Raw genomic sequence first — 23,772 nt, 5'->3', positions numbered from 1 at the left:
TATTTAAGTGACATTAGCGTGGAAAAGTCGGCATATCTGGATGCAATGGGAATTTCGAGGTGGAGCCAGGGGACTGAGGTTAAACAAGCTTATGTTATCTTGGTCGATAAGGTCTCCCAAGAGTTAGAGGCTCATCCAATCATCTCTACTGTGCTGTCATTAATCGAGTGTCCCTATACTCATTGCAAATTTACAACCTCATTACCCAAAGGCTCAGAGGTTATTTGGGATATGCGTAGGGTAAAACTTCCCAGATCAAATGCCATGCTGACTTCGGCTCCCTTGAGTGAACTCGAGAAGGTCGCACAAAGTAAACGGGAACTCTGGAATATGATTGTTGCTCAACAGGAGATGAGTAAGTGAGGAACGAGTTAACTCCACAGTTTTCCATCCTGGATATCACAGTATGTCCTGTGATGGCTCATATCGCCTCCCTTGCACATTCTTACCCTATGAGTCTCTCCACTATTGAAACTTGCTTTGGACCTTTATATCGCTCAATAGGCGTTTATTTAGATGGTGAGTTACAAGGGTTTGCTATTCTTCATCAAATTTTTGAAGATGCGACACTCATGGATATCTGCATACACCCAAAATCTCAAGGTCAAGGTCTTGGTCACCTGTTATTACAGCATGTTATAGCATCTGCGCGTGACGGGGGGGCAGAGACACTCTTCCTCGAGGTCAGAGAGTCTGGTGTAGCGGCAAGAGCCTTATACATTAGAGATGGGTTTAAAGAGGCCGGACGCCGTAAAGGTTACTATAAAAATGAAGAGGGGAGTGAAGACGCAATCTTGATGGAGCTTAAGCTCAGTAGATAAAAAAATAGCGTCAGTTGATTTCTCAACGACGCTATTTAATCTGTTTGAAGTAAATGCTTTATTTCACTTCTTTGCCTTGAGCTTGAAGATCGGCATGGTAGCTTGACCGAACCATAGGGCCACAAGCTGCATGAGTAAAGCCGATGCTCTCGGCAAACTCTCTAAGCTCATCAAATTCTGCTGGCGGGACATAGCGCTCAACACGAAGATGGAACTTTGAAGGTTGCAGGTACTGGCCCAATGTAAGCATCTCAACGTTATGAGCGCGTAGGTCTTTTAATACCTCGGCTATCTGATCGTTGGTCTCGCCTAAGCCCATCATCAAACCTGATTTAGTCGGTATATCAGGATGACGCTCTTTGAACTTCTTGAGCAGATCCAACGACCATTGATAATTCGCACCTGGTCTCGCTTTGCGGTAATGCATCGGCGCTGTTTCAAGGTTGTGATTGAATACATCCGGTGGCTCAGTCGCTAAAATGTCCAGAGCAGCATCGATACGGCCTCGGAAATCTGGAACTAAGATCTCAATTTTTATGCTCGGATTAAGTAAGCGAATTTCCCGGATACAATCGGCAAAATGCTGTGCTCCACCATCGCGAAGATCGTCTCGATCGACAGATGTGATCACTACATATTTAAGCTTCATATCTTTGATAGTTTGAGCCATCTTCTTAGGCTCATTAGCATCCGGCTTCAATGGGCGTCCATGGGCAACGTCACAAAACGGGCAACGTCGGGTACAGATCGCGCCCAATATCATGAATGTTGCCGTTCCGTGGTTAAAACACTCGGCAAGGTTCGGACATGATGCCTCTTCACACACTGAGTGAAGCTCATTTTTACGTAACGCTTTTTTTATGTCATCGATACGTTGGCTGGATGCCGGTAATTTTACTCTGAGCCAATCAGGCTTACGCAGCATTGTTTCGCGTTCAGAGGGAACCACTTTTACAGGGATACGAGCGACTTTATCTGCATCCCTAAGCTTGACACCTGGTTGTAATCTTTCTGGCCTACTCATATGACTCTGATAATCCTTGATGGTGAATTAGATTCTGATAACCTAAATTGTGGCTAAAAGTTTTAACTAGCCGTTCGCCAGCTTCTTCAACTGTTTGAGGGCCACCTAACTGTTTGCACTGCACCATCTCCAAGCCTGCGTAACCACATGGGTTGATACGCTGAAATGGGCTCATATCCATATCGACATTAAGGGCTAGTCCGTGAAAGGAGCAACCTTTACGTATTCGAAGTCCTAATGATGCAACTTTACGCTCATCAACATACACGCCTGGCGCGTCGGCTTTTGCATAAGCTTTGACCTGATAGCCTTCTAGCATCTGCACAATGCTGTTTTCAATATCGGTGACCAACTGTCTGACACCAATTTTTAGCCTTTTGATATTGATTAGCGGGTAAGCAACCAGCTGACCGGGACCGTGATAAGTCACTTGTCCGCCACGATCAACCTGAATGACTGGGATATCACCCGGATTTAAAATGTGTTCACTTTTTCCTGCTTGTCCTTGGGTGAAAACAGGTGGGTGTTCAACGATCCAAAGTTGATCCGGACTAGAGGCGTCTCGATTATCGGTATAGTCTTGCATCGCATGCCATACCGATTCGTAGTCTTGTTTACCAAGATATCTGACGTGTAAAGTGCTTTCTGACAAGGGCAACCTCTCCCCTAAACAATAATGGCGGACATTATACGCTTCTATTCAATAAATGTAAGCTAGATCACATTTAGTCTGATTTGCATTCTCTCACAGGAGTATGAGATTCAGTTAAACGCACAGGCGTCTACAGATGATGGCTAATGTTAAAGAACGCGTTTAACACCTTCAATGGCAGCAAGTTCGGTATAAAGGGTCTCAACCTGTTCCTTGCTTTGCACCGTAACTCTAATAGTGATTGAGTTGTACGTTCCTTTACTCGAGGTTTTGGATGTCGGCGCATAGTCGCCAGGAACATGTCGTTGAACGACTTCCACAACTCTATCAGCAAGCGTGCTACTGGCGTCACCTACAACTTTATATGGAAATGCACATGGAAACTCCATGAGTTCATCAAATTTTGTATCTAACATAACTGTATTCTCTTGCCGATTAGTATTGAGCTATTTGCTTCTATATATGGTGTCAATTATACCTATTTCAAGGTGAATAGGGATAAAATGCAAAAAGCCACCCTGAGGTGGCTTGAGCTATCACTTCAATCTCAACTCTTAGCTGAACCAGCCTGAGAACATCTGCTTGAAGTAATCCATTAACTTGCTAAACCAACTTCCCTCATTAACTTCCTGCAGTGTTACAAGCGGGAATTGAGCAATATCTTTACCGTTAAGCTGGAAGAAGATCCGTCCGACAGTTTCGCCCTTGGCTAATGGAGCCGTAAGCTCTTTAGTTAACTCGAAGTTTGCCTGTAGGTTTTTAGCCTGACCGCGGCTGATCGTGATTGGTGTGTCTGTGAGTACACCTAAGTCTACAGACTCTTTATCACCGTACCAGATCTGTTGAGTAACGAAGCTTTCGCCTGCTTTATAAGGAGTAATAGTTTCGAAGAAGCGGAATCCATAGTTTAGAATTTTTTTGCTTTCAGCTTTACGAGCTGACTCACTTTTTGTGCCCATTACAACTGCAACTAAACGCATGCCATCCTTAGTTGCAGAAGTGACTAAGTTGTAACCAGCACCAGACGTATGACCGGTCTTAATGCCGTCGACATTCATACTCTTATCCCACAGCAGTCCATTACGGTTATACTGTTTGATACTGTTGTAAGTGAAAGATTTCTTTTTATATAATACATATTCTTCAGGTACATCACGGATAAGTGCTGCACCTAAAAGCGCCATATCGTAGGCTGTAGTTTTGTGGTTCTCAGAATCCAGACCATGAGAGTTTTCAAAATAGCTGTCTTCCATGCCAAGTTGCTTTGACCATGAGTTCATCAGATCGACGAAGCCATCTTCTGTACCAGCAATATGCTCTGCCATGGCAACACATGCATCGTTACCTGATTGGATGATGATGCCATGATTGAGATCATCGACAGTAACTTGCTTACCCACTTCGATAAACATTTTCGAAGAGTCTGGGAAGTTTTTCGACCAGGCTTTCTTACTGATAGTGACTTTATCGTCAGGTGAGATATTTCCGACCTTAATTTCATGACCAATAACATAACTGGTCATCATCTTGGTCAAACTTGCTGGGTTTAAGCTTTCATAGGCATTTTCTTCTGCTATGACTTGTCCAGTATTGTAATCCATTAAGATGAAGGCTTTTGCGGCAACTGTTGGTGCGTTGGGGGTAACGACCGGGGCGGCATAAGCGAAAGAACAAGCGACCGTGGTCGCAAGGATAAGTGTTTTTAAAGGGCGATTAAAAAAATTCATATCAATAAGGCGCATCTTATTTGGTTATATTCGGGAAATCAAAACTCGTGAGAGTATATCATTAGTCGACAAACTAATTCAGTGAAGGTTCATTAATCTTTATAAATTGGCGCCATAGCGATATCAAAGCCAATGGCACAGTATAAATATTTCAATGAACCTACTCAGAGATCAGGTAGCTTTGGGGATACCCATCGTTCTTTAGTTTATCATTCAGTTTGGTCGCGATTTGGCGTTGTCCTATTGGCCCCAACTGAAGTCGGTACAGATTATTGGCCGACACGAGTCTGGTTTTGATCAGGTATTTCGTTTCAAGGTTTTTAGCAAGTGCATCGATCTTCTTTTTATTCGAAGAGGCTAATATCTGAATGTAGTGTGACTTCGTCTCTTTCAGTTCGGCAAGTGCGATAGATTCTGGGTTTTCGATATAAATGACCTCTATCTCTACCTTTGCCGTCCCCGTTTTTAGTACGTCCAGCCTGTGCGCTGCCGCGTATGAGAGATCTATGATCCGCCCCTCATGAAAGGGGCCCCTGTCGTTCACTCTCACGATAACTTGTTTACTGTTATCCAGATTCGTCACTTTGACATAGCTGGGTAAAGGAAGTGTTTTGTGGGCTGCAGACATAGAGTACATGTCGTACGTTTCGCCATTAGAGGTCAAATGTCCATGAAATTTGGAGCCGTACCATGAGGCAATGCCCGTTGCTTGATACCCTTTGCCCGAGTCCATCACCTGGTACCCTTTTCCAAGCACTGTGTAGTTCTTCTTATTCCCTCCACGGCTATAGGGTTCGTATTTAGGATGGGCATCTTCGACTCTGGTTACATCCGGTGCGCTGCTCGGTGCCTTATCATTCGCCATATCATAACGCCCACCGTTAGAGCTCGAACATGCAGAGAGTGTGAGTGCGAAAAATAGGGATATTACCCATCTGGTGTTTTTATTGAGTATCATGAGCTTTCTTTAGTTTCTGACTGAATTGATAAACTGCCATTGCATACAATGGGCTGCGGTTATAGCGAGTGATCACATAAAAGTTATTTAAACCCAGCCAATAATCGCTGCCTAAATCCTGTTCTAGATCTATAACCAAGGCGGGCTGGGAAATATCCAGGTCAATGGACTCAGCTAAGGAAACAGATGGAGATAGAATATCCGACACCTGGTAATGTAAACGCTCACCTGCCCATACTTTTAAATCTGAGGGCAATTCGGCAGACATGGTTAGCGGTATCGCTACCGGGGCCTTTTCGACCCAGCCATGTTGATGAAAGTAGTTTGCGACACTGCCGATTGCATCGACCGGGTTGTTCAACAGATCTCTTTGTCCGTCATTGTCAAAATCGACTGCGTAATGGCGATAGCTGGACGGAATAAATTGCCCGAAACCCATGGCGCCGGCATAGGAGCCATTTAGGTTATTGATATCAAGCCTTTCTTCTTTCGTCAGAGTTTGTAAGTTACTCAGCTCTTTTCTGAAAAATGTTGCCCTTGGGGGGTAATAAAAGCCTAATGTATACAGGGCATCGACGACAGGGTAGTTGCCCATATAGCCACCGTAGAAGGTTTCAATACCGATAATCGCGATAATAATTTCCGGGTCTACACCAAACTCTTTGGCCGCTCGACTCACCGTGACTTCATGTTTCTGCCAAAAATCGAGTCCGGCATTCAAGCGTTTTTCTGTGAGAAAAATGGGGTAGTACTGATGCCAAGGTTTAGCTTCCCAAGGCTTAGTCATCGCATCAATAACTGCTTGATCAAATTTGGCCGTAGCAAGAAAAGTTTCTACCTCTTTTTCGGAAAAGCCTAAGGCTAATTGAGTCTGTAAAAACTCAGATTTTAATGTCGCTGCACTCGCCTCATCCGGAGCTAACCTGGAACCGCTGGCATTTGCAGAAGTGCCGAAAGATAGTGTGGCCAAGAGCAGTGGTGCCAGTAGTTTAGAAGATATTTTCACTTAAAGAATCCCTATTCATTTAAAATGCTTAGAGTCGGGTATCGAGCATTCCCTCTGATACCCAGAAAAGGGACTCTAAGCTGTTATGTTTCTATACTAACTAACGATACTAACTGACCTGCCTTAATTGTCGATGAAGCATTTTGTTGCTCATCAAAAAAACGGTAGATATCGACAGGTACTCATCGCTCTTATCTGTCGATAAAACGCCTGTGTGTATGTATGCTCATTAAGATACCAAATCCAGTCATCAAAGTTAGCATAGACGTGCCCCCATAACTAATTAAGGGCAGGGGAACACCGACTACAGGTAGCAGACCCGAAACCATGCCGATATTAACAAAAATATAAACGAAGAAGGTTAAGGTTATACTGCCAGCCAACAGTCGAGCGAAACTGGTTTGTGCTCGGGATGCAATAACAAGGCCTCTGCCGATGACATAGAGGTATATGGCAAGTAACAGTAAGCTACCGATTAAACCAAATTCCTCACCGATAACGGCGAAAATAAAGTCTGTATGACGTTCCGGGAGAAACTCGAGTTGCGACTGTGTACCGTCAAGCCAACCTTTACCCCACATCCCGCCCGAGCCGATTGCGATCTTCGATTGAATAATATGATAGCCAGCGCCCAAAGGATCTTTTTCAGGGTCGAGTAGAGTAAGTACCCGGGTTCGTTGATAGTCATGCATCAGAAAAAACCACAAGACAGGTAGCATGGCGAGGACACCACCGATGAAGGTACCAACAATTGCCCAGCTCATCCCCGATAAAAACAACACGAAGATCCCCGAAGCCGCGACGAGAATAGAGGTTCCAAGGTCCGGTTGTTTGGCAATCAAGAGTGTCGGAATAAGTAAGATAACGCCTGCACCGGCTAAGTATCTTTTCTTAGGCGGAAGTGGGAATTTACTTATGTACCAAGCCATAGTGATAGGAAAGGCGAGTTTGATAAGCTCCGACGGCTGAAACTCCATGAAGCCAAGGTTTAGCCACCTTTGTGCCCCCTTGTTTATCTCACCAAAAAAGTGCACTCCCAGCAGCAAGACAATCCCGGCCAGATAGATGGGAAAGGCCCAGCGTCTGAGTACTTCCGGGTTAATCTGAGCAACCACAAACATGATCACCAATGATAAGCCCATTCGAACCAGTTGCCGTTCCATCAGGGCCAAGTCTTCACCGCCTGCAGAATAGATGACGAACAGGCCGAATCCCATCAAGGTAAGAATGCCGAATAAGAGTGGGAGATCGATATGGAGACGCTGCCAAATATTTGGTCTATGGTTCTGCGTACTCATTGAATCGACTCCCAGCTATCTCGTAACATATATTCATCCAGCAGAGCTCTGGCAACTGGCCCCGCATTAGCGCCACCCCAGCCCGCATTTTCAAGTACCACGGCCAATACAACCTTGGGATTTTCAAAGGGGGCATAGGCAATGACTAATGCGTTATCTCGCAAGTGTTCATCGATATTATCTGCATCATATTTTGCATCTGCGGCCACATTGATAACTTGAGCCGTACCGGTTTTCATCGCGGCAGTATAGGTCGCATCTTTGAATCGTTTCTTATGAGCCGTATCTCTCATCGCATTATTGATGATCTCCCAGTTTTTAGGGTCTTTAAGCTCAATCGGTGCCATCTCATCGACGGGAGAGTTAATTTTTGCCGTGCTGTCTTTTATTGATTTCAACAGATGTGGCACAAAGCGTTTGCCTTTGTTCGCCATAATCGCTGCAGCGTTGGCGAGTTGTAATGGTGTTGTGGTCCAGTAGCCCTGACCGATACCTACAGAGATGGTATCTCCGATATACCAAGGTTGGTTGTACCTCATGCGCTTCCAATCTTTCGATGGCATGATGCCCGCCGACTCTTCAAAAATGTCGACGCCGGTTCGCTCACCAAAACCAAAGGGTTGCATGAAGTTAGCAATCTTATCTACACCTGTTTTATAGGCAAGCTCATAAAAGTAGGTATCGCAAGAGCCGACTAAGGCGCTATTTACATCTACCCAACCATGTCCCCAGCGTTTCCAGTCTCTGTACTTTCTCTCGACGCCGGGGATCTGCCAGAAGCCGGGGTCCCAGACTCGGGTCTTTTCTGTGATTGTTTTATCTTCCAACCCGAGTAATGCGATATGGGGCTTAACTGTCGAAGCTGGTGCATACTGTCCTTGGGTCGCTCGGTTAATCAGAGGGCGGGAGCGAGAGTTGAGTAGCTCATTGTATGCCTTGGTACTGATCCCGTGTACAAAAAGATTCGGGTCATAGGTAGGACTCGACACCATAGCCAATATTCCGCCATCACGAGGGTCGATAGCGACGACAGAGCCCCTGCGTCCATTTAACAATTCAACGGCTTTTTCTTGTAGCTGTAAGTCTAGAGTCAGGTAGATATCCTGACCCGGTACCGGCGGAACTGATTTTAGAGTTCGAATTGTGCGGCCTCGATTATTGACCTCTTCCTCTAAATGACCTGGCTGACCATGAAGCAGATTTTCATAGAACTTCTCGATACCTTGCTTACCTATGTATTTGGTTGCTGCGTAATTTTTCCATAGGTCATTACGTTGTAATGCTGCTCGATCTCGGTCGTTAATTCTTCCTACATAACCTAATGCATGGGTCATCATTCCGTTGTAAGGGTAGTGACGTTTTAGTCCGGCAACCACAGATATACCTGGAAATCGATGACGATTGACGCTGAACAGTGCGACTTCACTTTCGCTCAGGCGGTTCTTTAGCGTTAACGGCTTAAAACGTCTGTGATATTTCAGTGACTTTTGGAAATCTTCCTGCTCATCGGCAGACAGTGGGATAAGCGTACTTAATTCAGCCAGTACTGCGGGGACATCTTTTACTTTCTCAGGGATGAGTTCTAAGGAAAAGAAAGGCTGATTTTCAGCTAAGAGCTTGCCATGGCGGTCGAATATCAGGCCTCGACTCGGCGCGACAGGTACAACTCTGATACGGTTATCATTAGAACGAGTTTCGTAGTCGGTATAAGAGAGTATTTGCAGGTGATAGAGGTTTGTCAGTAATATTCCCAACAAAATGACGACGCAAGCGAATGTAAACAATGCTCTTCGTTTGAAAAGCGATGCCTCCGCTGCGTGGTCATGCATAGTTATCCGCTTCTTTGGCGCCACTTACACTTTCTCCAGCTTAGATATAAGCGATTGACACATAGCCTTGTCCTTAGCTAACTAGCTTAGGTCCCAACAGGAACACCTACTCTCTATGGTAAGGGTGATTATTGTTGACGCTCCAAGCTCGATAAAGGCTTTCGGCGACAACAACTCTGACTAATGGATGGGGTAGAGTCAAAGCGGATAGGCACCAGCTTTGAGATGCTGCTTGTTTACAAGCAGGGGCAAGACCTTCGGGTCCACCAATGAGCAGGCTCACATCTCGCCCATCTAACTGCCACTTACCAAGTTGAGTGGCAAGATCTGGTGTCGTCCAGGTTTTGCCCGGAAGATCTAAGCTTACGATATGATTACTTTTGGGAATAGCAGCCAACATCTGCTCGCCTTCTTTATGAAGAATTCGAGCAATATCGGCATTCTTGCCTCTTTTCCCCGCAGGGATCTCAACCAGTTCGAGTGCCATATCTCTGGGAAAACGACGTTGGTATTCCTGGAAACCTGTGGTGACCCAATCTGGCATACGAGTGCCAACTGCGATTAACTGTAACTTCATTAAGCTGGTTTTTCTGACCAAAGTTTCTCAAGTTCGTAAAAATCACGAGTCTTGTCTTGCATGACATGAAGAATTACATCACCTAAGTCAACTAATACCCACTCGCTGCTCTCACGGCCTTCAACACCATAAATGTGTAGCTTGGCACGCTTAGATTCAACCACTACATTTTCAGCGATTGCTTTAACGTGAGTTTTAGATGTTCCAGAACAAACCACCATGTAATCGGTGATGTTTGACTGGTTAGATACTTCTAATGTAACAATATCTTTGGCTTTTAAATCTTCGATTTTATCGATTACAAATTGCTTTAGCTCGGCGCTATCCACGCGGAATACCTCATTAAATTTTTAACAGCGCAGTAGTATAACAGGTTATGGCAAATCTCATAAGCGATTGGTGATAGAGAATGGTAATTTCCCCTGCAGGAGTTGTGAAGAGGGAATTAAGCCGGCGCTTGATAAAGGCTATTATGTTGAATAAATTTAATAATCTTACTTGGGAGCGCATTCTCGGGAATGATGCCATTAAACAGTTGATGACGAATTTCTGTAGAGGAATAGGGTTGCGGGGCTATCTCTATCGGGATAATGAGTCCGGTACTTTGGGAGGGGATTTGATTGGTCGAGGTTAACCTATGCTCGTATTCTTCGTAGATAGCGCTATCCGGGTTTAAGCACCAGCCATGGCGCTCTGAAACGACGATATGACACAATGTAAATATTGATCTCCATTCGTACCAGGTCGGCAGTGATACGAGCGAGTCCATCCCCATGATAAAGTAGAATTCATCATTCGGATGTTCATCTCTGAGCTGCTTAAGTGTTGTCACTAAATAAGATGGAGTGTCGCGTTTGGCTTCAATATCACAAAGATCAAATTCATCATATTGGTCACAGACAAGTTGAACCATCTCGAGTCGCTGCTCTGTACTCACACATGTTGACGCCTTATGAGGCGGGATATGGTTCGGCATCAACCATACCCTATCCAAATTCAGCTTGTCTCTCACCTCGAGGGCCGGGCGAATGTGACCAAAATGAATAGGGTCGAAGGTGCCGCCCAGTATACCGATACGCATGATTAACTTAGCTCCATTCGTTGAGTTCTTCAATATGGACCAAGCTAGCATGTGCTTTCGTGAGGTCGAAGGTGCCGTCAGGTATATCGATACGCATGATTAACTTAGCTCCATTCGTTGAGTTCTTCAATATGGACCAAGCTAGCATGTGCTTTCGTGAGGTCGAAGGTGCCGTCAGGTATACCGATACGCATGATTAACTTAGCTCCATTCGTTGAGTTCAATATGGGATAAGCGAGCATGTGCTTTAGGGTCAAACAGCAGGCATAGATGGCTCATACCTGTCCAGTCTTCCATTCCCTGTTGTTTGAGCTTTAATTCGATGGCAGATGCCCCGCAGAGCAAAGACTCAATTTGAGTGAGCGTCAGCCTGTTAAGTGCAGCTTGGTATAAAGGTTTACGCTTATCCCAGATCCTGAGCTTGCTCCAAAGAGTTTGAAGCGATTGTTGACTCTCAAGCGCACTCTTTAGCTGCAGTAAAATCGCTAGCTCCTTAAATATTCCCCACATAATTATCGGCATGGCAACTCCCTCAGCCTTTAGCTGTGAAAGGATATGTTGGGCTTTGTCCTGATGATTATATAACATGGCATCGGTGAGCTGAAACACACTGAATCGCGATTGATCTTCGAAATAAGACTCGAGTTGTTGACTGTTTATCTCAGTGTTGGGACTTAGCAGCTGGAGCAGTTGTAATGATTGGTCGGCTGCGAGTAAATTTCCTTCGTAAAGGCTGAATAACATCTCTCTGGCATCGCGAGTCAATAGCAACTTAAAGTGACTGATGCGGCCATCGAGCCAGCGCTGAAATTGCTGACCTTCGGGAGTTGCGCAGGGGATGTAGACGCCTTTAGCGTCCAGAGTCTTAAACCATTTACTCTTTGTCTGCTCTGCTGCGAGTTTGGGACCCGTTATTATCAACAGAACATCTGGATTTTCCATCTGCATTAAGTGTTGAAAAATAGTGCCACCTTCGCTGCCGGGTTTGGCTTGCGGAAGTGTGAGCTCGATGACTCGTCTGCTCGAAAACAAGCTCATCGCCTGCCATTCGTCAACTAACTCATTCCAGTTAAAATTGTTCTCTTGTGTTAACTGAACTTTCTCTTCAAAACCATCACGTTTAGCCTGAGCATAGATCTGGGTTCGACTTGTTTCACATAGCCAAGGATCATCGCCAAATATGAGGTAGCACTGTTGCAGCGGTTTGAGATGACGGGCTAGCTGATCCGGGTAGACCCTCATCAATAAACCTCAATATAAAAAAATGAGCGCAGGTAGTGGAACTGTAAACCTGATGCTGAAAAGGCCATCAATTTATCTCTATCGATGCGAGTGTCTGTATCATCTGATCTGCTGCCTGGATACGCATCTCTTTTAAGAGTAGCTCCATCTCTCGGCTTTTTGCTAACGCAGTGCGTGGATCATCGAGGTAATCCCGCTGAATATCGACTTCGAATGTCTGTGCCTCACCTTCCGGTAAGCTTACTGCGAATGTTACGTGATAGGTCAATTCATATTCAGCCACATTACCCGTTGGGTAAAGGGAGAGGGTCGATCTGTCCAGTGAGTCCCGCAAAATATTCAAGGTAGGCGTTTCGTCAGATTCATCCACAAGTGAAATACTGTGAAGACGTAAGCGCTCACGTACCAGACGAGTGAGCTCGCTATACTCATCTTGACTACTCAGGTGCAGGGTTCTTAGCTGCTCTGGGATAGAGTAGCTTCCCTGAAGTTTAAAGCCGCAACCGGCGCTGAGCAAAATGCTCAATGCCATTATTGCGAAACATATGCGTCTAATTAGCATAAGCTAGGCGTTTATTCCTTGTAAGTGAAGTCACTTATTAGTAATAACACTGAGCAAAACGCTCAGTGTCATTATAATTGCGAAACATATGCGCTAAATTCGTATATGTTAGGCACTTTTCCATGTAAGTGAAGTGACTAGTTAGCCACGATGTTGAGCAATTTGCCCGGTACATAGATAACTTTGCGAACGGTTTTACCTTCGGTATGTTTAATCACACCCTCTTCTGCAAAACCTTGTTCCTCAACAACCTCTTTAGTCGCATCGGCTGGAACGGTGATCTTGGCACGCAGTTTACCGTTGACTTGAACGATAATTAGCTTGCTATCTTCAACGAGTGCAGACTGATCGGCTTCAGGCCAACGCACATCTTCGATGTTCTCTTCATTCCCAAGATCATTCCACAGGCTAAAGCTAGTGTGTGGAATGATAGGGTAAAGCAGACGGACAACTGCAGAAAGTGCTTCTTGCATCAGAGCACGGTCTTGCTGAGTTTCAGTTGGTGCTTTCTGAAGACGATTCATCAGCTCCATCACGGAGGCGATGGCTGTATTGAACATTTGGCGACGTTCAATATCATCACCGACCTTAACTATGGTCTTGTGCAGTTCACGACGTAGCTCTTTCTGTTTAGTATCGAGAGTTTTAACGTCTAACGGAGCAGTGGCGCCTTTAGCAACATGGTCATGGGCGACTTTCCACAAACGCTTAATAAAGCGATGTGCACCCTCAACACTCGACTCTTGCCATTCAAGCGTCAGCTCAGGTGGCGCGGCAAACATCATAAACAGACGCACGGTGTCGGCGCCGTACTTATCTACCATCACTTGAGGATCAATGCCGTTGTTTTTAGACTTAGACATCTTGCTCATACCGGTATAGACAAGCTCATGACCTTCGCTGTCAACGGCTTTTTGGATGCGGCCTTTCTCGTCAGTTTCCTGAACGGTCACATCTGACGGAGCAACCCAAACCCGCGCGCCTTTCTCGTTGTTATAGTAGAAAGCATCGGCCAATACCATACCTTGAGTCAATAGACGCTTCGCTGGCTCATCAGAGTTAACTAAACCAATATCACGCAGTAATTTATGGAAGAAACGGAAGTAAAGCAGATGCATACACGCATGCTCAATACCACCGATATACTGATCTACCGGCAGCCAGTAGTTAGCCTTAGCCGGGTCTAACATCTCATCGGCATGTGGACTACAGTAACGCGCATAATACCAAGATGACTCCATAAAAGTGTCGAAGGTATCTGTCTCTCTGAACGCTTCCTGGCCATTAATCTGAGTTTTAGCCCACTCTTTGTCAGCCTTGATTGGGCTTTGGATTCCATCCATGACCACATCTTCAGGCAAAATGACAGGCAGTTGATCTTCCGGTGTAGGAACGACTGTACCGTCAGCAAGCGTGACCATAGGGATAGGTGCCCCCCAATAACGCTGACGGGAGACACCCCAGTCGCGTAAACGGAAGTTTACCTGACGCTTACCCTTGCCTTCACTCGATAGCTTGGCATCGATGGCATCAAAAGCGTCTTGGAAGTCCAGGCCATCCAGCTCGGGAAAAGAGTCGCCTGAGTTAAACAATACGCCCTTTTCTGTGTAAGCTTCTTCGCTGATGTCTAAGTCGCTATCGCTTGGCTTAATAACGCCTTCGATAGCTAAGCCGTATTTAGTCGCAAACTCATAATCACGTTGATCGTGAGCTGGGACTGACATTACAGCGCCTGTACCGTAGTTCATCAATACGAAGTTAGCGGCCCAGATAGGTACTTGCTTACCGGTTAGTGGATGAGTGGCATACAGACCAGTAGCAACACCTTTCTTTTCCATCGCAGCCATAGCGGCTTCGGTAGTATCGGCGTTTTTACACTCTTCGATAAAGTCGGAAAGCTCTGAGTTGTTTGCTGCTGCTTTTTCTGCAAGCGGGTGACCTGCTGCAATGGCAACATAAGTTACACCCATTACAGTATCCGGACGCGTGGTGTAGATATCGAATGTCTCTTCGCTATCGACAACGCCGAAAGTCATCTCGATGCCTTCGCTGCGTCCAATCCAGTTACGTTGCATGGTCTTAACTTGCTCAGGCCATTCGTCTAACTGATCGATATCTTTAAGGAGTTCGTCTGCATACTCAGTGATCTTGATAAACCACTGTGGGATCTCTTTTTGCTCTACCGTTGTATCACAACGCCAGCAGCAACCATCGATAACCTGTTCGTTAGCCAAAACGGTTTCATCGTTCGGACACCAGTTGACCGAAGCCGTTTTCTTATAGACTAAGCCTTTTTCAAAAAGCTTAGTGAAAAACCACTGCTCCCAACGATAATACTCAGGGGTACAGGTTGCGATCTCACGGCTCCAGTCATAACCGAAACCCAGCATTTTCAGCTGGTTTTTCATGTAATCGATGTTTTCGTATGTCCAAGGCGCCGGGGCTGTGTTGTTTTTAATCGCAGCGTTTTCAGCAGGAAGACCAAATGAGTCCCAACCTATAGGCTGTAATACATTTTTTCCCTGAAGTCGCTGGTAACGAGCGACAACGTCACCTATGGTGTAGTTACGAACATGACCCATGTGTAGCCGGCCAGAAGGGTAAGGAAACATAGAGAGACAGTAGAATTTCTCTTTGTTTTCGTCTTCGGTGACTTCAAATGTTTTTTTGTCTTGCCAGTGCTGCTGCACTTTAGCTTCAATTTCTGAAGGTTTATATTGCTCTTGCATCAATATTTCCCGGCCATGCCGCCCATTTATTTGATCTTGCGCACTTACCGCGCGAGTTAGATCTGCATAGAATAAACTAGAAGTGAGTCATTAAAAAGGTTCAGTTGAAGGAGTATTGAGTATGAGTAAAAAAAGTACTGAGTTACTAGCGCTTTATGAAGCCTTAATTACACAAGTAAAATCTGATTATTCTGACGATAATACTATGACTGTAAAGAAGTTATTTAACATCGTCACTAGCAGTAAGGAGTACCTTTCTTTAAAAGATCGAGCAAAAGCTAATGAGTTAGCTTTAGTCGAACAATTTTTAAAACGTGATATAGCGGCTTACCTTCAAGAAAAAAATGATACCGACCTCAGTCATAGTCCGACCATGATCACCGTAGAAAGTACCCTTTGGCATTGGTTGAGTGGAATTACCGATAGGAGTCAGATTGAATGGCATGAAGTTATTCAAGACTTTAAGCATCAGGGTCATTACATGAGTGGCGAGATTGTGGGGCAGGGCATCATGGTATGTACCAACTGTGGACATGAGATGAGAATCGAGTTCCCGGGTGTGATCCCTGACTGCCCTCAATGTGATAAGGGGGAGTTTACCCGTGAAGCATTAGCGCCATAGAGATATTAGCTCCGTTACTTATCTGAACTAAGTAAGCATGTGTTATTTAACACATGCTTGAAGGGACATCATGGCTTATGAGTTCTCTATAAACGAATATGATCTAAAGTCATTATTAGCTGCTTACCTGCCAAATTCCTGCGTCATAGACCCAAATTACTAGTCGTTTTCTTCTGCTATCGGTCCCAATACCGCTCTTTTTACTCAATTTTATCTATTTAATTGAATTCATTTGATATGAATAACCATGATGTGATTAATCTTTACTATATTTGTACTGTAGTTTGTTAACTTTACTGTGGTTATTCTGTGTGGGTCTGTTATTTTTTAGTTAAAAGGCGGCGCGTTGTCATTTGCAAAGCCATTCGTATCTCTTGGGGGAGTTAGAATGAAGTTTGTACATAAGATTGTGATGGCTGTGAGTTTAATTTTGATGTTGTCCTTGGGTTGTCTGTCAGGATATCAATATATTCAAATAAAACAGCAGATTAATGATCAGGTGAACAGTAGTGTTTCTGAGCTTGCCAGTTCGATGAACAGTAACATTCAAGCTGTCATGGCTGAAAAGGCGGATCTAACAGCCTATGCGGTTTCACTGTTACAGGAAGATCTATCAGATGAGCATTTCGTTGAAATATTAGGGCAAGCGGTAATAAAGAAACACTTTCTTTTGGCGGGTATGGGCCTGGAGAGTGGTCACTTTGTAGGAAACGATCCTAACTGGGATCCCGGCGCGAGTTATGACCCTCGTCAACGGATGTGGTACAAGGAAGCTAAAAGTAATAATAAACAATTGTTTACAGCACCTTATGCCGATGCTTCCAGCGGTGAGATAATGATATCTACCGCAGCCCCTTTATACGAAAATGGTCAATTTAAAGGTGCACTTTTTACCGATGTCAGCCTTAAGAGTCTGGCAGAGATCAGTAATGAGGCGCACCTATTTGGTGCCGGTTATGCGTTTATAGTGGGTAACGATGGTGAGTTTATCGCGCATCCTGAGGCTGCACAGAATGGACGTGCGATGGACCAATTTTTTGGTGAGCGCTTGGATACTAGCAAGGAGTTTGGTGAAGTAGAGATTGATGGACAGATGCATGCAGTGATCTTCAGTCCTCTATCGGGTCTGGGCTGGACTCTGGGCATTGTTTTGGATGAAAGCATTATTTATGCTGCCGCCGATGAACTTAGAAATGCAGCGATTCTGTATTCAGTGTTGTCACTTATCATAGCGATAATAGTCATGAGCGGAATTATCAGTCGTTTGATGAGACCTCTGGAAGTGTTAAATGAAGCTATGGCCGATGTCGCAACGGGAGAGGGAGATCTTACCCGTCGTTTGAGTACAGATTCTGATGTCGAATTTGCCACCCTGGCCGGCAACTTCAACAATTTTGCTATCAAGCTGCAGGAACTAATCCAGCAAGTTAAGTTGATCGGAGGGGAGGTCAGCCTAGGTACCGAAACCACGGCGAGAGGGGCCAGTGAAGTGACGCACTCGATGAGTTTGCAAACCCAAGAGGTTGAACAGTTAGCCACTGCGATGCATGAGATGGCGACAACGGCTTCAGATGTGGCCAATAATGCTCAAGGTGCGGCTTATGCGGTTCAACAAGCCGATAATGCCGTGAGCGATGGTGCCTCGGCCGTGCTGCAGACAACTGAGTCTATCGAGCATCTCTCTCAGCAGATTGAAGAGGCTGTGGTGGTCGTTAAAGAGCTGGAAACGGATACAGTGAGTATCGAGTCAATACTCGGCGTCATTAATGAGATCGCGGGTCAAACTAATTTGCTGGCACTTAACGCGGCAATCGAAGCCGCAAGGGCCGGTGAGTCGGGAAGAGGCTTTGCCGTCGTTGCCGATGAGGTTCGTAGCCTAGCCGCACGTACTACGGAGTCGACTTCAGAAATTAAAGAGAAAATTGAGAAGTTGCAGTCTGGTGTGGCCGCCGTTGTAAATGTAATGGATGAAAGCCGTACAACAACGGTCACAACCGTTGAAAAAGCCAAAGCTGCGAATGAAACCCTCAGCGAGATCCGTAAGAGTATCGAAGAGATAACCGATATGAACTTGCAGATTGCCAGTGCCGCAGAGGAGCAGAGCCAAGTAGCCGAGGAGATGAATAAGAACACCTCCAATATCAGAGATCTGTCGATGCAGGTTTCAGATAGTACCGAGCAGACAAATCAGGCGATGAGTGCGCAGTTGGATCATGTTAAGCAACAAGAGGAACTATTGAATCAGTTTATCGTGTAATTAGCGTGACACTAATAATGCCGGCACTTTTTTGGAATGGTGTCGGCATTTTTTTTGTTTGCGATTAATACATGGGTAAAGAAAATCCAACGGCAACGGATCCCAGGAAGGTATAATAGCAATCGGTATAAGAAAGTATTTGGACTGGACTCTGGCTATCGTGGCTCAGGGGCTCCAATCAGGCCCCCATTCATCTTTGTGTCTGTTTTGCCACTCTTACTCGTTATCACCTGGTTTCGGCCATTTCGTTTTGCCTGATAGAGTGCTCTGTCTGCATTTTCAATAAGACATTGGCAGTCTTTACACTGAGCATTCAGCCCGGCGACACCAATACTCACAGTGACTGATATCGATAGTGAGTCTTTATCAGACTCTTCTGGTAGCGTTAGCTGAAAGTCTTCCACGACATGCCTGAGTCGTTCAGCGAGAGTATAGGATGTCGAATCCTTGGTCCGAGGGAGAATGACGACAAACTCTTCACCACCAAAACGGGCAAGCACATCAGACTCTCTGAGCGAATGCTTGATCAGTTGGGCAATATTTTTCAACACCAGGTCACCAACCTGATGCCCATAGTTATCATTGACCTGCTTGAAATGATCGATGTCGATTAGAAAGATGGAGAGCGGTTGAGAGTAATTTAATGCCCTTTCTGTCTCATCTTTGAGTCGGCGATCCAGGTAGCGACGGTTAAAGATCCCCATCAGTGAGTCGGTGATATTTTCCTGTTTGAGGGCGTAGTTCTGCATGATATCTCTGGTGGTTCTGAGGGAGAGGCTACAGACAACAAAAACAAAAATAGCACCGCCAAAGAAGATGATAGGCACGACCAGATCGAAGAGTTGAGAAAATTGAACCGGACTGAACTTTGCGTATATAACATAGCCTGCAATGAAAATCAGGATCAGCAGGATAAGAAACCCCCAGCTGTACCGTAATCCGCCAGTTGGTAACTGCCGAACTATTTTCCATACCGGTGCGATAGCCATTGCCAGCAAAAGGGCGCCGGAAATAACGAGACCACTTCCTAAAACAGGTAAAATATCGTACAAATTGAGTCCTTATTAAGGCGTCACTTCAACTTGAAAAACGCTTGAACCTTGAGTTGTTTTCAATATCGTTGTGAATATCTTCCTTGGCTCCACAGACAAATATCCGGGGGTACGATTTTAGAGTAGCAGATGGATTAAACAGAAAAGTGACGGGACTCAAAACTTGATCATTTTACTTACAAATGTGGCTGGTTATGTTAACCAGCCACAACTACGAGTGAACGTTGTCAGTAATTCGGTAGGCTATTCAGATATTTTTACTGCGTGAAGAGAGGGGGAACCTGCTTCGGCCGATCCCAACTAGCAATAATAAGCCCGATAATATCAGTACCGGCCACTGGCCCCATAGCGCAAACAGGGTTTGACCTTTTACCAGTGGAATATCAGCTACGAGCACCCCCGATTCAAACTGAGGTAGCTGGTGGGTAATGTTACCCATCTCGTTGACGACAGCTGTTAAACCGTTATTGGTGGCGCGAACCAAGGGCCTGCCCAACTCTATGGAGCGCATCTGCGCGATCTCCATATGCTGCAAGGGACCATTAGAGGTGCCAAACCAGGCATCGTTTGATACGGTCAGTAAAAGCTCTGTATCCTGATTAACATTGGCCCTTAACTGTTCGGGAAATGCGATCTCGTAACAGATAGCGGGGGCAATCTGGTGTCCCAAGGCATTGAGGTTTGGTTGTTGGTACTGGCCACGGGCGAAGGAGGACATAGGTAAGTTGAAAAGAGGCGCTATGGGCCTTAACAGCGTCTCGAATGGCACAAACTCCCCGATTGGAAGCAGGTGATGTTTCTTAAACTCATTTGTGCCATCGCCTAGATAGTTCGCCTGAATTTGCACTTTTTCATTGTGGTTACCGAGTACAATTAAAGAGTTATAGAAACTATCCTGCTGGTGGCTGATGATGCCTGTGATAATTGCACTCTGGTTAAGGTTAGCGACCTTATTTGCATTATCAAGAAACTCGGAGACCATATATTCCGGGGCCGGAATAGCGGCCTCGGGCCAGATGATAATATCTGCATTGAGTTCAGGCCTGGTCAGGTCCATGTACTTACTCATCGTCGGCCAAAGTGCATCGGGGTCCCATTTCATACTCTGGGGAATGTTGCCCTGCACTAATACAACTCTTACAGACTCATCTTTTGGCTCGATTGTTGAAAGCTTAGGAGCGAGATAAGTGGCAATGATTAACAGGGGGATAAGGATGACTGCGCTTCTAAATTGTTTCTGCAGACACAGTGCTAATGCTCCGGCCAGCATAGCGATAAGGTAGCTTAGGCCTAATGCGCCTACGGCGGTGGCAAGTTCCTTTATTGGTCCCTCTGTTTGTGAATAACCGGCCCACAGCCAGGGGAAACCGGTTAACATCCAGCCTCTCACCCATTCAGTTAGGGTCCATAAAGCAGGAAAAAGAATAATGTTCCTCATTAAAGCTGCGTTTGGAGCAAGCTTTTGCATGAGGTAACCAGCAATGGCAGGGTAAATGGCAAGATAGAGAGCTAACAGGGCCATTAAGCCTATCGAGGCAATAAGTGGCAATCCACCAAACTTGTCCATACTCACATGGACCCAGCTAATGCCGACAGAGAAACACCCGAAGCCGAAACTTAACCAATAAGAAAATCCAGCTTTTGCTGATAGGCAGCGGCTTTGGTGCAACGCAAAGATCATGGCTAACAGGTATATCGGCCATATCGCATAGGGGGCAAAAGCAAGAGCCGTACTGGCACCGGCAAAGTATGCCAGCACCAGACGAATTTTAGAATGATGGGCGAATGCCCGAAGTTTATTCAGCATTCCAGCCTCATCAAAAATAGTTACCGTGTAAGAGAGTGCGTTATGCCGTTTTCTCTTCGGTATTTGGATCGGGGAGTTTAACTCTGAGTTGCAGTAATCGGCGTGTATCGGCGCTAATCACGGTAAATTCAATCCCATCAATGCTCACCTTCTCATTTCGCTCGGGAAGATGGCCAAATGCATGTGAGACCAAGCCACCGACAGTATCAAACTCTTCATCGCTGAATTTGGTTTGAAACTCTTCATTGAAATCTTCGATAGGCGTTAGCGCTTTGATCATATAGACCTGTTTACTCACCTTACGGATCTCGGTTTCTTCTGCAGAGTCGTGGACAAACTCATCTTCGATTTCACCGACAATTTCTTCGAGGATATCTTCGATGGTAACCAGACCCGATACCCCGCCATATTCATCGACCACAATGGCCATATGATATCGTTGAGAGCGGAATTCTTTAAGCAACACATCGACTCGCTTGCTTTCTGGGACAACAACAGCCGGACGAATCACTTGTCCTAATGAGAAAGGCTCTTCGTTGTTTTTAAACCCATATTGAAGCAGATCTTTGGCCAGTAAAATGCCTTCTATATGATCTTTATCTTCATTAACGACGGGAAAGCGGGAGTGTGCCGAACTAATAACTGTAGAGAGGAGCTCTGCCACCGTGTTATCAATTTGAAGTGCAACAATTTGCGCTCTCGGAATCATGATGTCTCTGACTCGTAGATCAGATACCTCTAATACACCTTTGATCATTTCGCGAGTATCTTCAGAGATAACTTCACGTTGCTCCGCATCGTGTATTACATCAACAAGATCATCACGGCTTTGAGGTTCGCCCTGAAACAACTGGCTTACTTTTTCTAACCAGCCCTTTTTTTGGGCGCTGGTACTGGGGGGGATATCGTCACTCATAGTTTTTCCTGACCAGTTATGGCCAATTATTGCTCCTTGTAAGGATTGTTAAAACCTAAACTTTCAACTAGTTGAGTCTCTAAAGACTCCATCTCTTCGGCTTCGGCATCGTTAATATGATCATACCCTAGCAGATGCAGACAACCATGTACAACCATGTGAGCCCAGTGGGCTTGTAGGGGTTTATTTTGCTGCAATGCTTCGAGTTCGACAACGGGTGCACAGATTATTAAATCGCCTAATAGTGGGATTTCAATCTCCGGTGGCGCCTCAAAAGGAAAAGATAGCACATTTGTTGGTTTATCTTTTCCTCTGTATGTCGAGTTTAACTCCTGACTCTCAGCTTCATCGACGATTCTAATCGTTAATTCGGCTTCAGCCATAGTCTTTGGGAGTGCTGTACGCACCCAAAGTTCAAAATTTTGTTTGCTCGGTAACTGACTATTTTCTATAGCGAGCTGTAGATCGAGATCTAATTCAATTTCTGCTTGGCTAGTGTTCATTTTCCGGGGTTCCCTGAAGCTTATATTGGCTATCTTTCTTAGCTTTAGCCACTTGAATTCGTTGCTCGTGTTCTTCATAGGCTTCAACAATTCTGGCTACAATGGGATGACGAACGACATCTTTAGCCTGGAAGAAGTTGAAACTCACCTCATCAACTTCACTTAACACTTCAATAGCGTGCCGCAGACCCGACTTTTGACTCTTAGGAAGATCGATCTGAGTGATATCGCCAGTGATCACGGCTCTGGAGTTAAAGCCAATACGAGTGAGGAACATTTTCATCTGTTCAACCGTTGTATTTTGGCTTTCATCTAAGATGATAAATGCGTCATTGAGTGTGCGACCACGCATGTAGGCAAGAGGGGCCACTTCAATGATATTACGCTCAATTAAGCGCTCTACTTTTTCAAATCCTAACATCTCGAACAGGGCATCATAAAGTGGGCGAAGGTAAGGGTCGACCTTCTGACTGAGATCGCCCGGAAGAAAACCCAATTTTTCGCCGGCTTCAACCGCAGGTCTGGTCAGTAATATACGACGAACCTCTTGATGTTCCAGGGCGTCGACAGCGGCAGCCACGGCAAGAAAAGTTTTTCCTGTACCGGCAGGCCCAACCCCAAAGGTAATATCGTGACGAACTATGTTAGCGACGTAATCACTTTGATTTGGATTTCGAGGCTTGATGACACCGCGCTTAGTCTTAATATAGAGCTCTTTTTCGTCTCTTGGCGCTTCGGCTTCTAATGCAACGGCTTCCTGGATTGCTAAATGAACGGCATCAGGTTCAAGATCCGGAGTACTGCCTTTGATTGCTTGAGTCTCTATATAAAGTGTTTTCAATAGATTATTGACGATGAGGCAATTTCTGGCTTGTCCGACGATTTGAAAATGATTATCCCGGTAGCTTACCTCGACACCGATACGGCGTTCAAGTTGCTTGATATTGTCATCGAATGGTCCACAAAGGGAGATTAATCTACGTGTATCTGCTGGCTCTAAATAGAGGTTCAGCGTCGTTAACTTGTTAGACAAAATAACTCCAATTAGCAATTGTCATCTGCTTTCTATATTCACAGTTTACGAGTCAACACTAAGAAATGCTAACTGA

General features: G+C 45.2%; 23 protein-coding genes. 4 read left to right on the top strand and 19 right to left on the bottom strand.

What is annotated here, in order from left to right:
- The first annotated feature begins 18 nt into the window (after positions 1 to 18).
- Both SSED_RS18275 and rimI read left to right on the top strand, forming a co-directional pair.
- Positions 19 to 363: a hypothetical protein gene (locus SSED_RS18275; RefSeq protein ID WP_012143828.1), complete on the top strand. Its 345-nt coding sequence runs from the start codon at positions 19 to 21 to the stop codon at positions 361 to 363.
- Positions 360 to 821 (top strand): ribosomal protein S18-alanine N-acetyltransferase, encoded by a 462-nt coding sequence (gene rimI / locus SSED_RS18270; protein ID WP_012143827.1) that lies wholly within the window; start codon positions 360 to 362, stop codon positions 819 to 821. The genes SSED_RS18275 and rimI overlap by 4 nt, the downstream gene beginning before the upstream one ends.
- Positions 822 to 879: 58 nt before the next feature.
- On the opposite strand, the gene lipA is transcribed toward rimI, so the two are convergent.
- The 14 genes from lipA to leuS form a co-directional block, all read right to left on the bottom strand.
- Entirely contained in the window at positions 880 to 1,845 is a 966-nt protein-coding gene (gene lipA, locus SSED_RS18265) for a lipoyl synthase (RefSeq protein ID WP_012143826.1), read from the bottom strand.
- Complete coding sequence (lipB, locus tag SSED_RS18260; RefSeq protein ID WP_012143825.1) at positions 1,838 to 2,497, bottom strand: lipoyl(octanoyl) transferase LipB; 660 nt, start codon at positions 2,495 to 2,497, stop codon at positions 1,838 to 1,840. Before lipB ends, lipA begins: the two co-directional genes overlap by 8 nt.
- A 149-nt stretch (positions 2,498 to 2,646) precedes the next feature.
- On the bottom strand, positions 2,647 to 2,913 hold the full coding sequence (gene ybeD, locus SSED_RS18255) for a DUF493 family protein YbeD (protein ID WP_012143824.1): 267 nt from the start codon (positions 2,911 to 2,913) through the stop codon (positions 2,647 to 2,649).
- A gap of 138 nt (positions 2,914 to 3,051) precedes the next feature.
- On the bottom strand, positions 3,052 to 4,224 hold the full coding sequence (locus SSED_RS18250) for a serine hydrolase (RefSeq protein WP_041421790.1): 1,173 nt from the start codon (positions 4,222 to 4,224) through the stop codon (positions 3,052 to 3,054).
- Positions 4,225 to 4,384: 160 nt separating this feature from the next.
- A complete protein-coding gene (locus SSED_RS18245; RefSeq protein WP_012143822.1) occupies positions 4,385 to 5,182 on the bottom strand; it encodes a septal ring lytic transglycosylase RlpA family protein in 798 nt (265 codons plus the stop codon).
- Positions 5,169 to 6,188 carry a lytic murein transglycosylase B gene (gene mltB / locus SSED_RS18240; protein WP_012143821.1) on the bottom strand — a complete coding sequence of 340 codons (1,020 nt, stop codon included), beginning with the start codon at positions 6,186 to 6,188 and terminating at the stop codon, positions 5,169 to 5,171. Before mltB ends, SSED_RS18245 begins: the two co-directional genes overlap by 14 nt.
- A 191-nt stretch (positions 6,189 to 6,379) precedes the next feature.
- Positions 6,380 to 7,486 carry a rod shape-determining protein RodA gene (rodA, locus tag SSED_RS18235; protein ID WP_012143820.1) on the bottom strand — a complete coding sequence of 369 codons (1,107 nt, stop codon included), beginning with the start codon at positions 7,484 to 7,486 and terminating at the stop codon, positions 6,380 to 6,382.
- On the bottom strand, positions 7,483 to 9,339 hold the full coding sequence (gene mrdA / locus SSED_RS18230; protein ID WP_012143819.1) for a penicillin-binding protein 2: 1,857 nt from the start codon (positions 9,337 to 9,339) through the stop codon (positions 7,483 to 7,485). The genes rodA and mrdA overlap by 4 nt, the downstream gene beginning before the upstream one ends.
- An 82-nt stretch (positions 9,340 to 9,421) precedes the next feature.
- Positions 9,422 to 9,892, bottom strand: a complete 471-nt coding sequence (rlmH, locus tag SSED_RS18225) for a 23S rRNA (pseudouridine(1915)-N(3))-methyltransferase RlmH (RefSeq protein ID WP_012143818.1) — start codon at positions 9,890 to 9,892, stop codon at positions 9,422 to 9,424.
- Complete coding sequence (gene rsfS, locus SSED_RS18220) at positions 9,892 to 10,221, bottom strand: ribosome silencing factor (protein WP_012143817.1); 330 nt, start codon at positions 10,219 to 10,221, stop codon at positions 9,892 to 9,894. Before rsfS ends, rlmH begins: the two co-directional genes overlap by 1 nt.
- Before the next feature lie 116 nt (positions 10,222 to 10,337).
- Positions 10,338 to 10,973 carry a nicotinate-nucleotide adenylyltransferase gene (gene nadD, locus SSED_RS18215; RefSeq protein WP_012143816.1) on the bottom strand — a complete coding sequence of 212 codons (636 nt, stop codon included), beginning with the start codon at positions 10,971 to 10,973 and terminating at the stop codon, positions 10,338 to 10,340.
- 201 nt (positions 10,974 to 11,174) lie between these two features.
- Positions 11,175 to 12,215 carry a DNA polymerase III subunit delta gene (gene holA, locus SSED_RS18210; RefSeq protein WP_012143815.1) on the bottom strand — a complete coding sequence of 347 codons (1,041 nt, stop codon included), beginning with the start codon at positions 12,213 to 12,215 and terminating at the stop codon, positions 11,175 to 11,177.
- A gap of 67 nt (positions 12,216 to 12,282) precedes the next feature.
- Positions 12,283 to 12,777, bottom strand: a complete 495-nt coding sequence (locus SSED_RS18205) for an LPS-assembly lipoprotein LptE (RefSeq protein ID WP_012143814.1) — start codon at positions 12,775 to 12,777, stop codon at positions 12,283 to 12,285.
- Positions 12,778 to 12,914: 137 nt separating this feature from the next.
- Complete coding sequence (gene leuS / locus SSED_RS18200; protein WP_012143813.1) at positions 12,915 to 15,506, bottom strand: leucine--tRNA ligase; 2,592 nt, start codon at positions 15,504 to 15,506, stop codon at positions 12,915 to 12,917.
- A 121-nt stretch (positions 15,507 to 15,627) separates the two neighbouring features.
- Here leuS and SSED_RS18195 point away from each other — a divergent pair, with 121 nt between their 5' ends.
- Together SSED_RS18195 and SSED_RS18190 are read left to right on the top strand one after the other, a co-directional pair.
- A complete protein-coding gene (locus tag SSED_RS18195; RefSeq protein ID WP_012143812.1) occupies positions 15,628 to 16,128 on the top strand; it encodes a zinc ribbon-containing protein in 501 nt (166 codons plus the stop codon).
- Between the two features lie 388 nt (positions 16,129 to 16,516).
- Positions 16,517 to 18,385, top strand: coding sequence for a methyl-accepting chemotaxis protein (locus SSED_RS18190; protein ID WP_012143811.1), 1,869 nt, complete (start codon positions 16,517 to 16,519; stop codon positions 18,383 to 18,385).
- A 155-nt stretch (positions 18,386 to 18,540) separates the two neighbouring features.
- Here SSED_RS18190 and SSED_RS18185 read toward each other — a convergent pair whose 3' ends face one another.
- The 5 genes from SSED_RS18185 to SSED_RS18165 all read right to left on the bottom strand — a co-directional run bounded on the left by SSED_RS18185 (position 18,541) and on the right by SSED_RS18165 (position 23,696).
- Positions 18,541 to 19,437 carry a GGDEF domain-containing protein gene (locus SSED_RS18185; RefSeq protein WP_012143810.1) on the bottom strand — a complete coding sequence of 299 codons (897 nt, stop codon included), beginning with the start codon at positions 19,435 to 19,437 and terminating at the stop codon, positions 18,541 to 18,543.
- A gap of 247 nt (positions 19,438 to 19,684) precedes the next feature.
- Positions 19,685 to 21,244: an apolipoprotein N-acyltransferase gene (gene lnt / locus SSED_RS18180; protein ID WP_012143809.1), complete on the bottom strand. Its 1,560-nt coding sequence runs from the start codon at positions 21,242 to 21,244 to the stop codon at positions 19,685 to 19,687.
- 40 nt (positions 21,245 to 21,284) lie between these two features.
- Entirely contained in the window at positions 21,285 to 22,160 is an 876-nt protein-coding gene (gene corC / locus SSED_RS18175) for a CNNM family magnesium/cobalt transport protein CorC (RefSeq protein ID WP_012143808.1), read from the bottom strand.
- Positions 22,161 to 22,186: 26 nt separating this feature from the next.
- Entirely contained in the window at positions 22,187 to 22,663 is a 477-nt protein-coding gene (gene ybeY / locus SSED_RS18170) for an rRNA maturation RNase YbeY (RefSeq protein ID WP_012143807.1), read from the bottom strand.
- Positions 22,653 to 23,696 carry a PhoH family protein gene (locus tag SSED_RS18165; RefSeq protein ID WP_012143806.1) on the bottom strand — a complete coding sequence of 348 codons (1,044 nt, stop codon included), beginning with the start codon at positions 23,694 to 23,696 and terminating at the stop codon, positions 22,653 to 22,655. Before SSED_RS18165 ends, ybeY begins: the two co-directional genes overlap by 11 nt.
- Positions 23,697 to 23,772 lie beyond the last annotated feature (76 nt).

Origin of the sequence: Shewanella sediminis HAW-EB3 (genome assembly GCF_000018025.1) — a bacterium.
Classification (GTDB): Bacteria; Pseudomonadota; Gammaproteobacteria; order Enterobacterales; family Shewanellaceae; genus Shewanella; species Shewanella sediminis.
The sequence above is the reverse complement of the archived record's forward strand: the minus strand, read 5'-3'. Positions and strand labels throughout refer to the sequence as shown.

Excerpts from the sequence above, each read along its gene's own strand:
- ybeY (WP_012143807.1), bottom strand. The coding sequence starts at position 22,663 with ATGAACACTAGCCAAGCAGAAATTGAATTAGATCTCGATCTACAGCTC.
- SSED_RS18205 (WP_012143814.1), bottom strand. The coding sequence starts at position 12,777 with ATGCTAATTAGACGCATATGTTTCGCAATAATGGCATTGAGCATTTTG.
- SSED_RS18245 (WP_012143822.1), bottom strand. The coding sequence starts at position 5,182 with ATGATACTCAATAAAAACACCAGATGGGTAATATCCCTATTTTTCGCA.
- rodA (WP_012143820.1), bottom strand. The coding sequence starts at position 7,486 with ATGAGTACGCAGAACCATAGACCAAATATTTGGCAGCGTCTCCATATC.
- holA (WP_012143815.1), bottom strand. The coding sequence starts at position 12,215 with ATGAGGGTCTACCCGGATCAGCTAGCCCGTCATCTCAAACCGCTGCAA.
- lnt (WP_012143809.1), bottom strand. The coding sequence starts at position 21,244 with ATGCTGAATAAACTTCGGGCATTCGCCCATCATTCTAAAATTCGTCTG.
- nadD (WP_012143816.1), bottom strand. The coding sequence starts at position 10,973 with ATGCGTATCGGTATACTGGGCGGCACCTTCGACCCTATTCATTTTGGT.
- SSED_RS18190 (WP_012143811.1), top strand. The coding sequence starts at position 16,517 with ATGAAGTTTGTACATAAGATTGTGATGGCTGTGAGTTTAATTTTGATG.
- SSED_RS18195 (WP_012143812.1), top strand. The coding sequence starts at position 15,628 with ATGAGTAAAAAAAGTACTGAGTTACTAGCGCTTTATGAAGCCTTAATT.
- rlmH (WP_012143818.1), bottom strand. The coding sequence starts at position 9,892 with ATGAAGTTACAGTTAATCGCAGTTGGCACTCGTATGCCAGATTGGGTC.
- ybeD (WP_012143824.1), bottom strand. The coding sequence starts at position 2,913 with ATGTTAGATACAAAATTTGATGAACTCATGGAGTTTCCATGTGCATTT.
- lipA (WP_012143826.1), bottom strand. The coding sequence starts at position 1,845 with ATGAGTAGGCCAGAAAGATTACAACCAGGTGTCAAGCTTAGGGATGCA.
- SSED_RS18250 (WP_041421790.1), bottom strand. The coding sequence starts at position 4,224 with ATGAATTTTTTTAATCGCCCTTTAAAAACACTTATCCTTGCGACCACG.
- corC (WP_012143808.1), bottom strand. The coding sequence starts at position 22,160 with ATGAGTGACGATATCCCCCCCAGTACCAGCGCCCAAAAAAAGGGCTGG.
- leuS (WP_012143813.1), bottom strand. The coding sequence starts at position 15,506 with ATGCAAGAGCAATATAAACCTTCAGAAATTGAAGCTAAAGTGCAGCAG.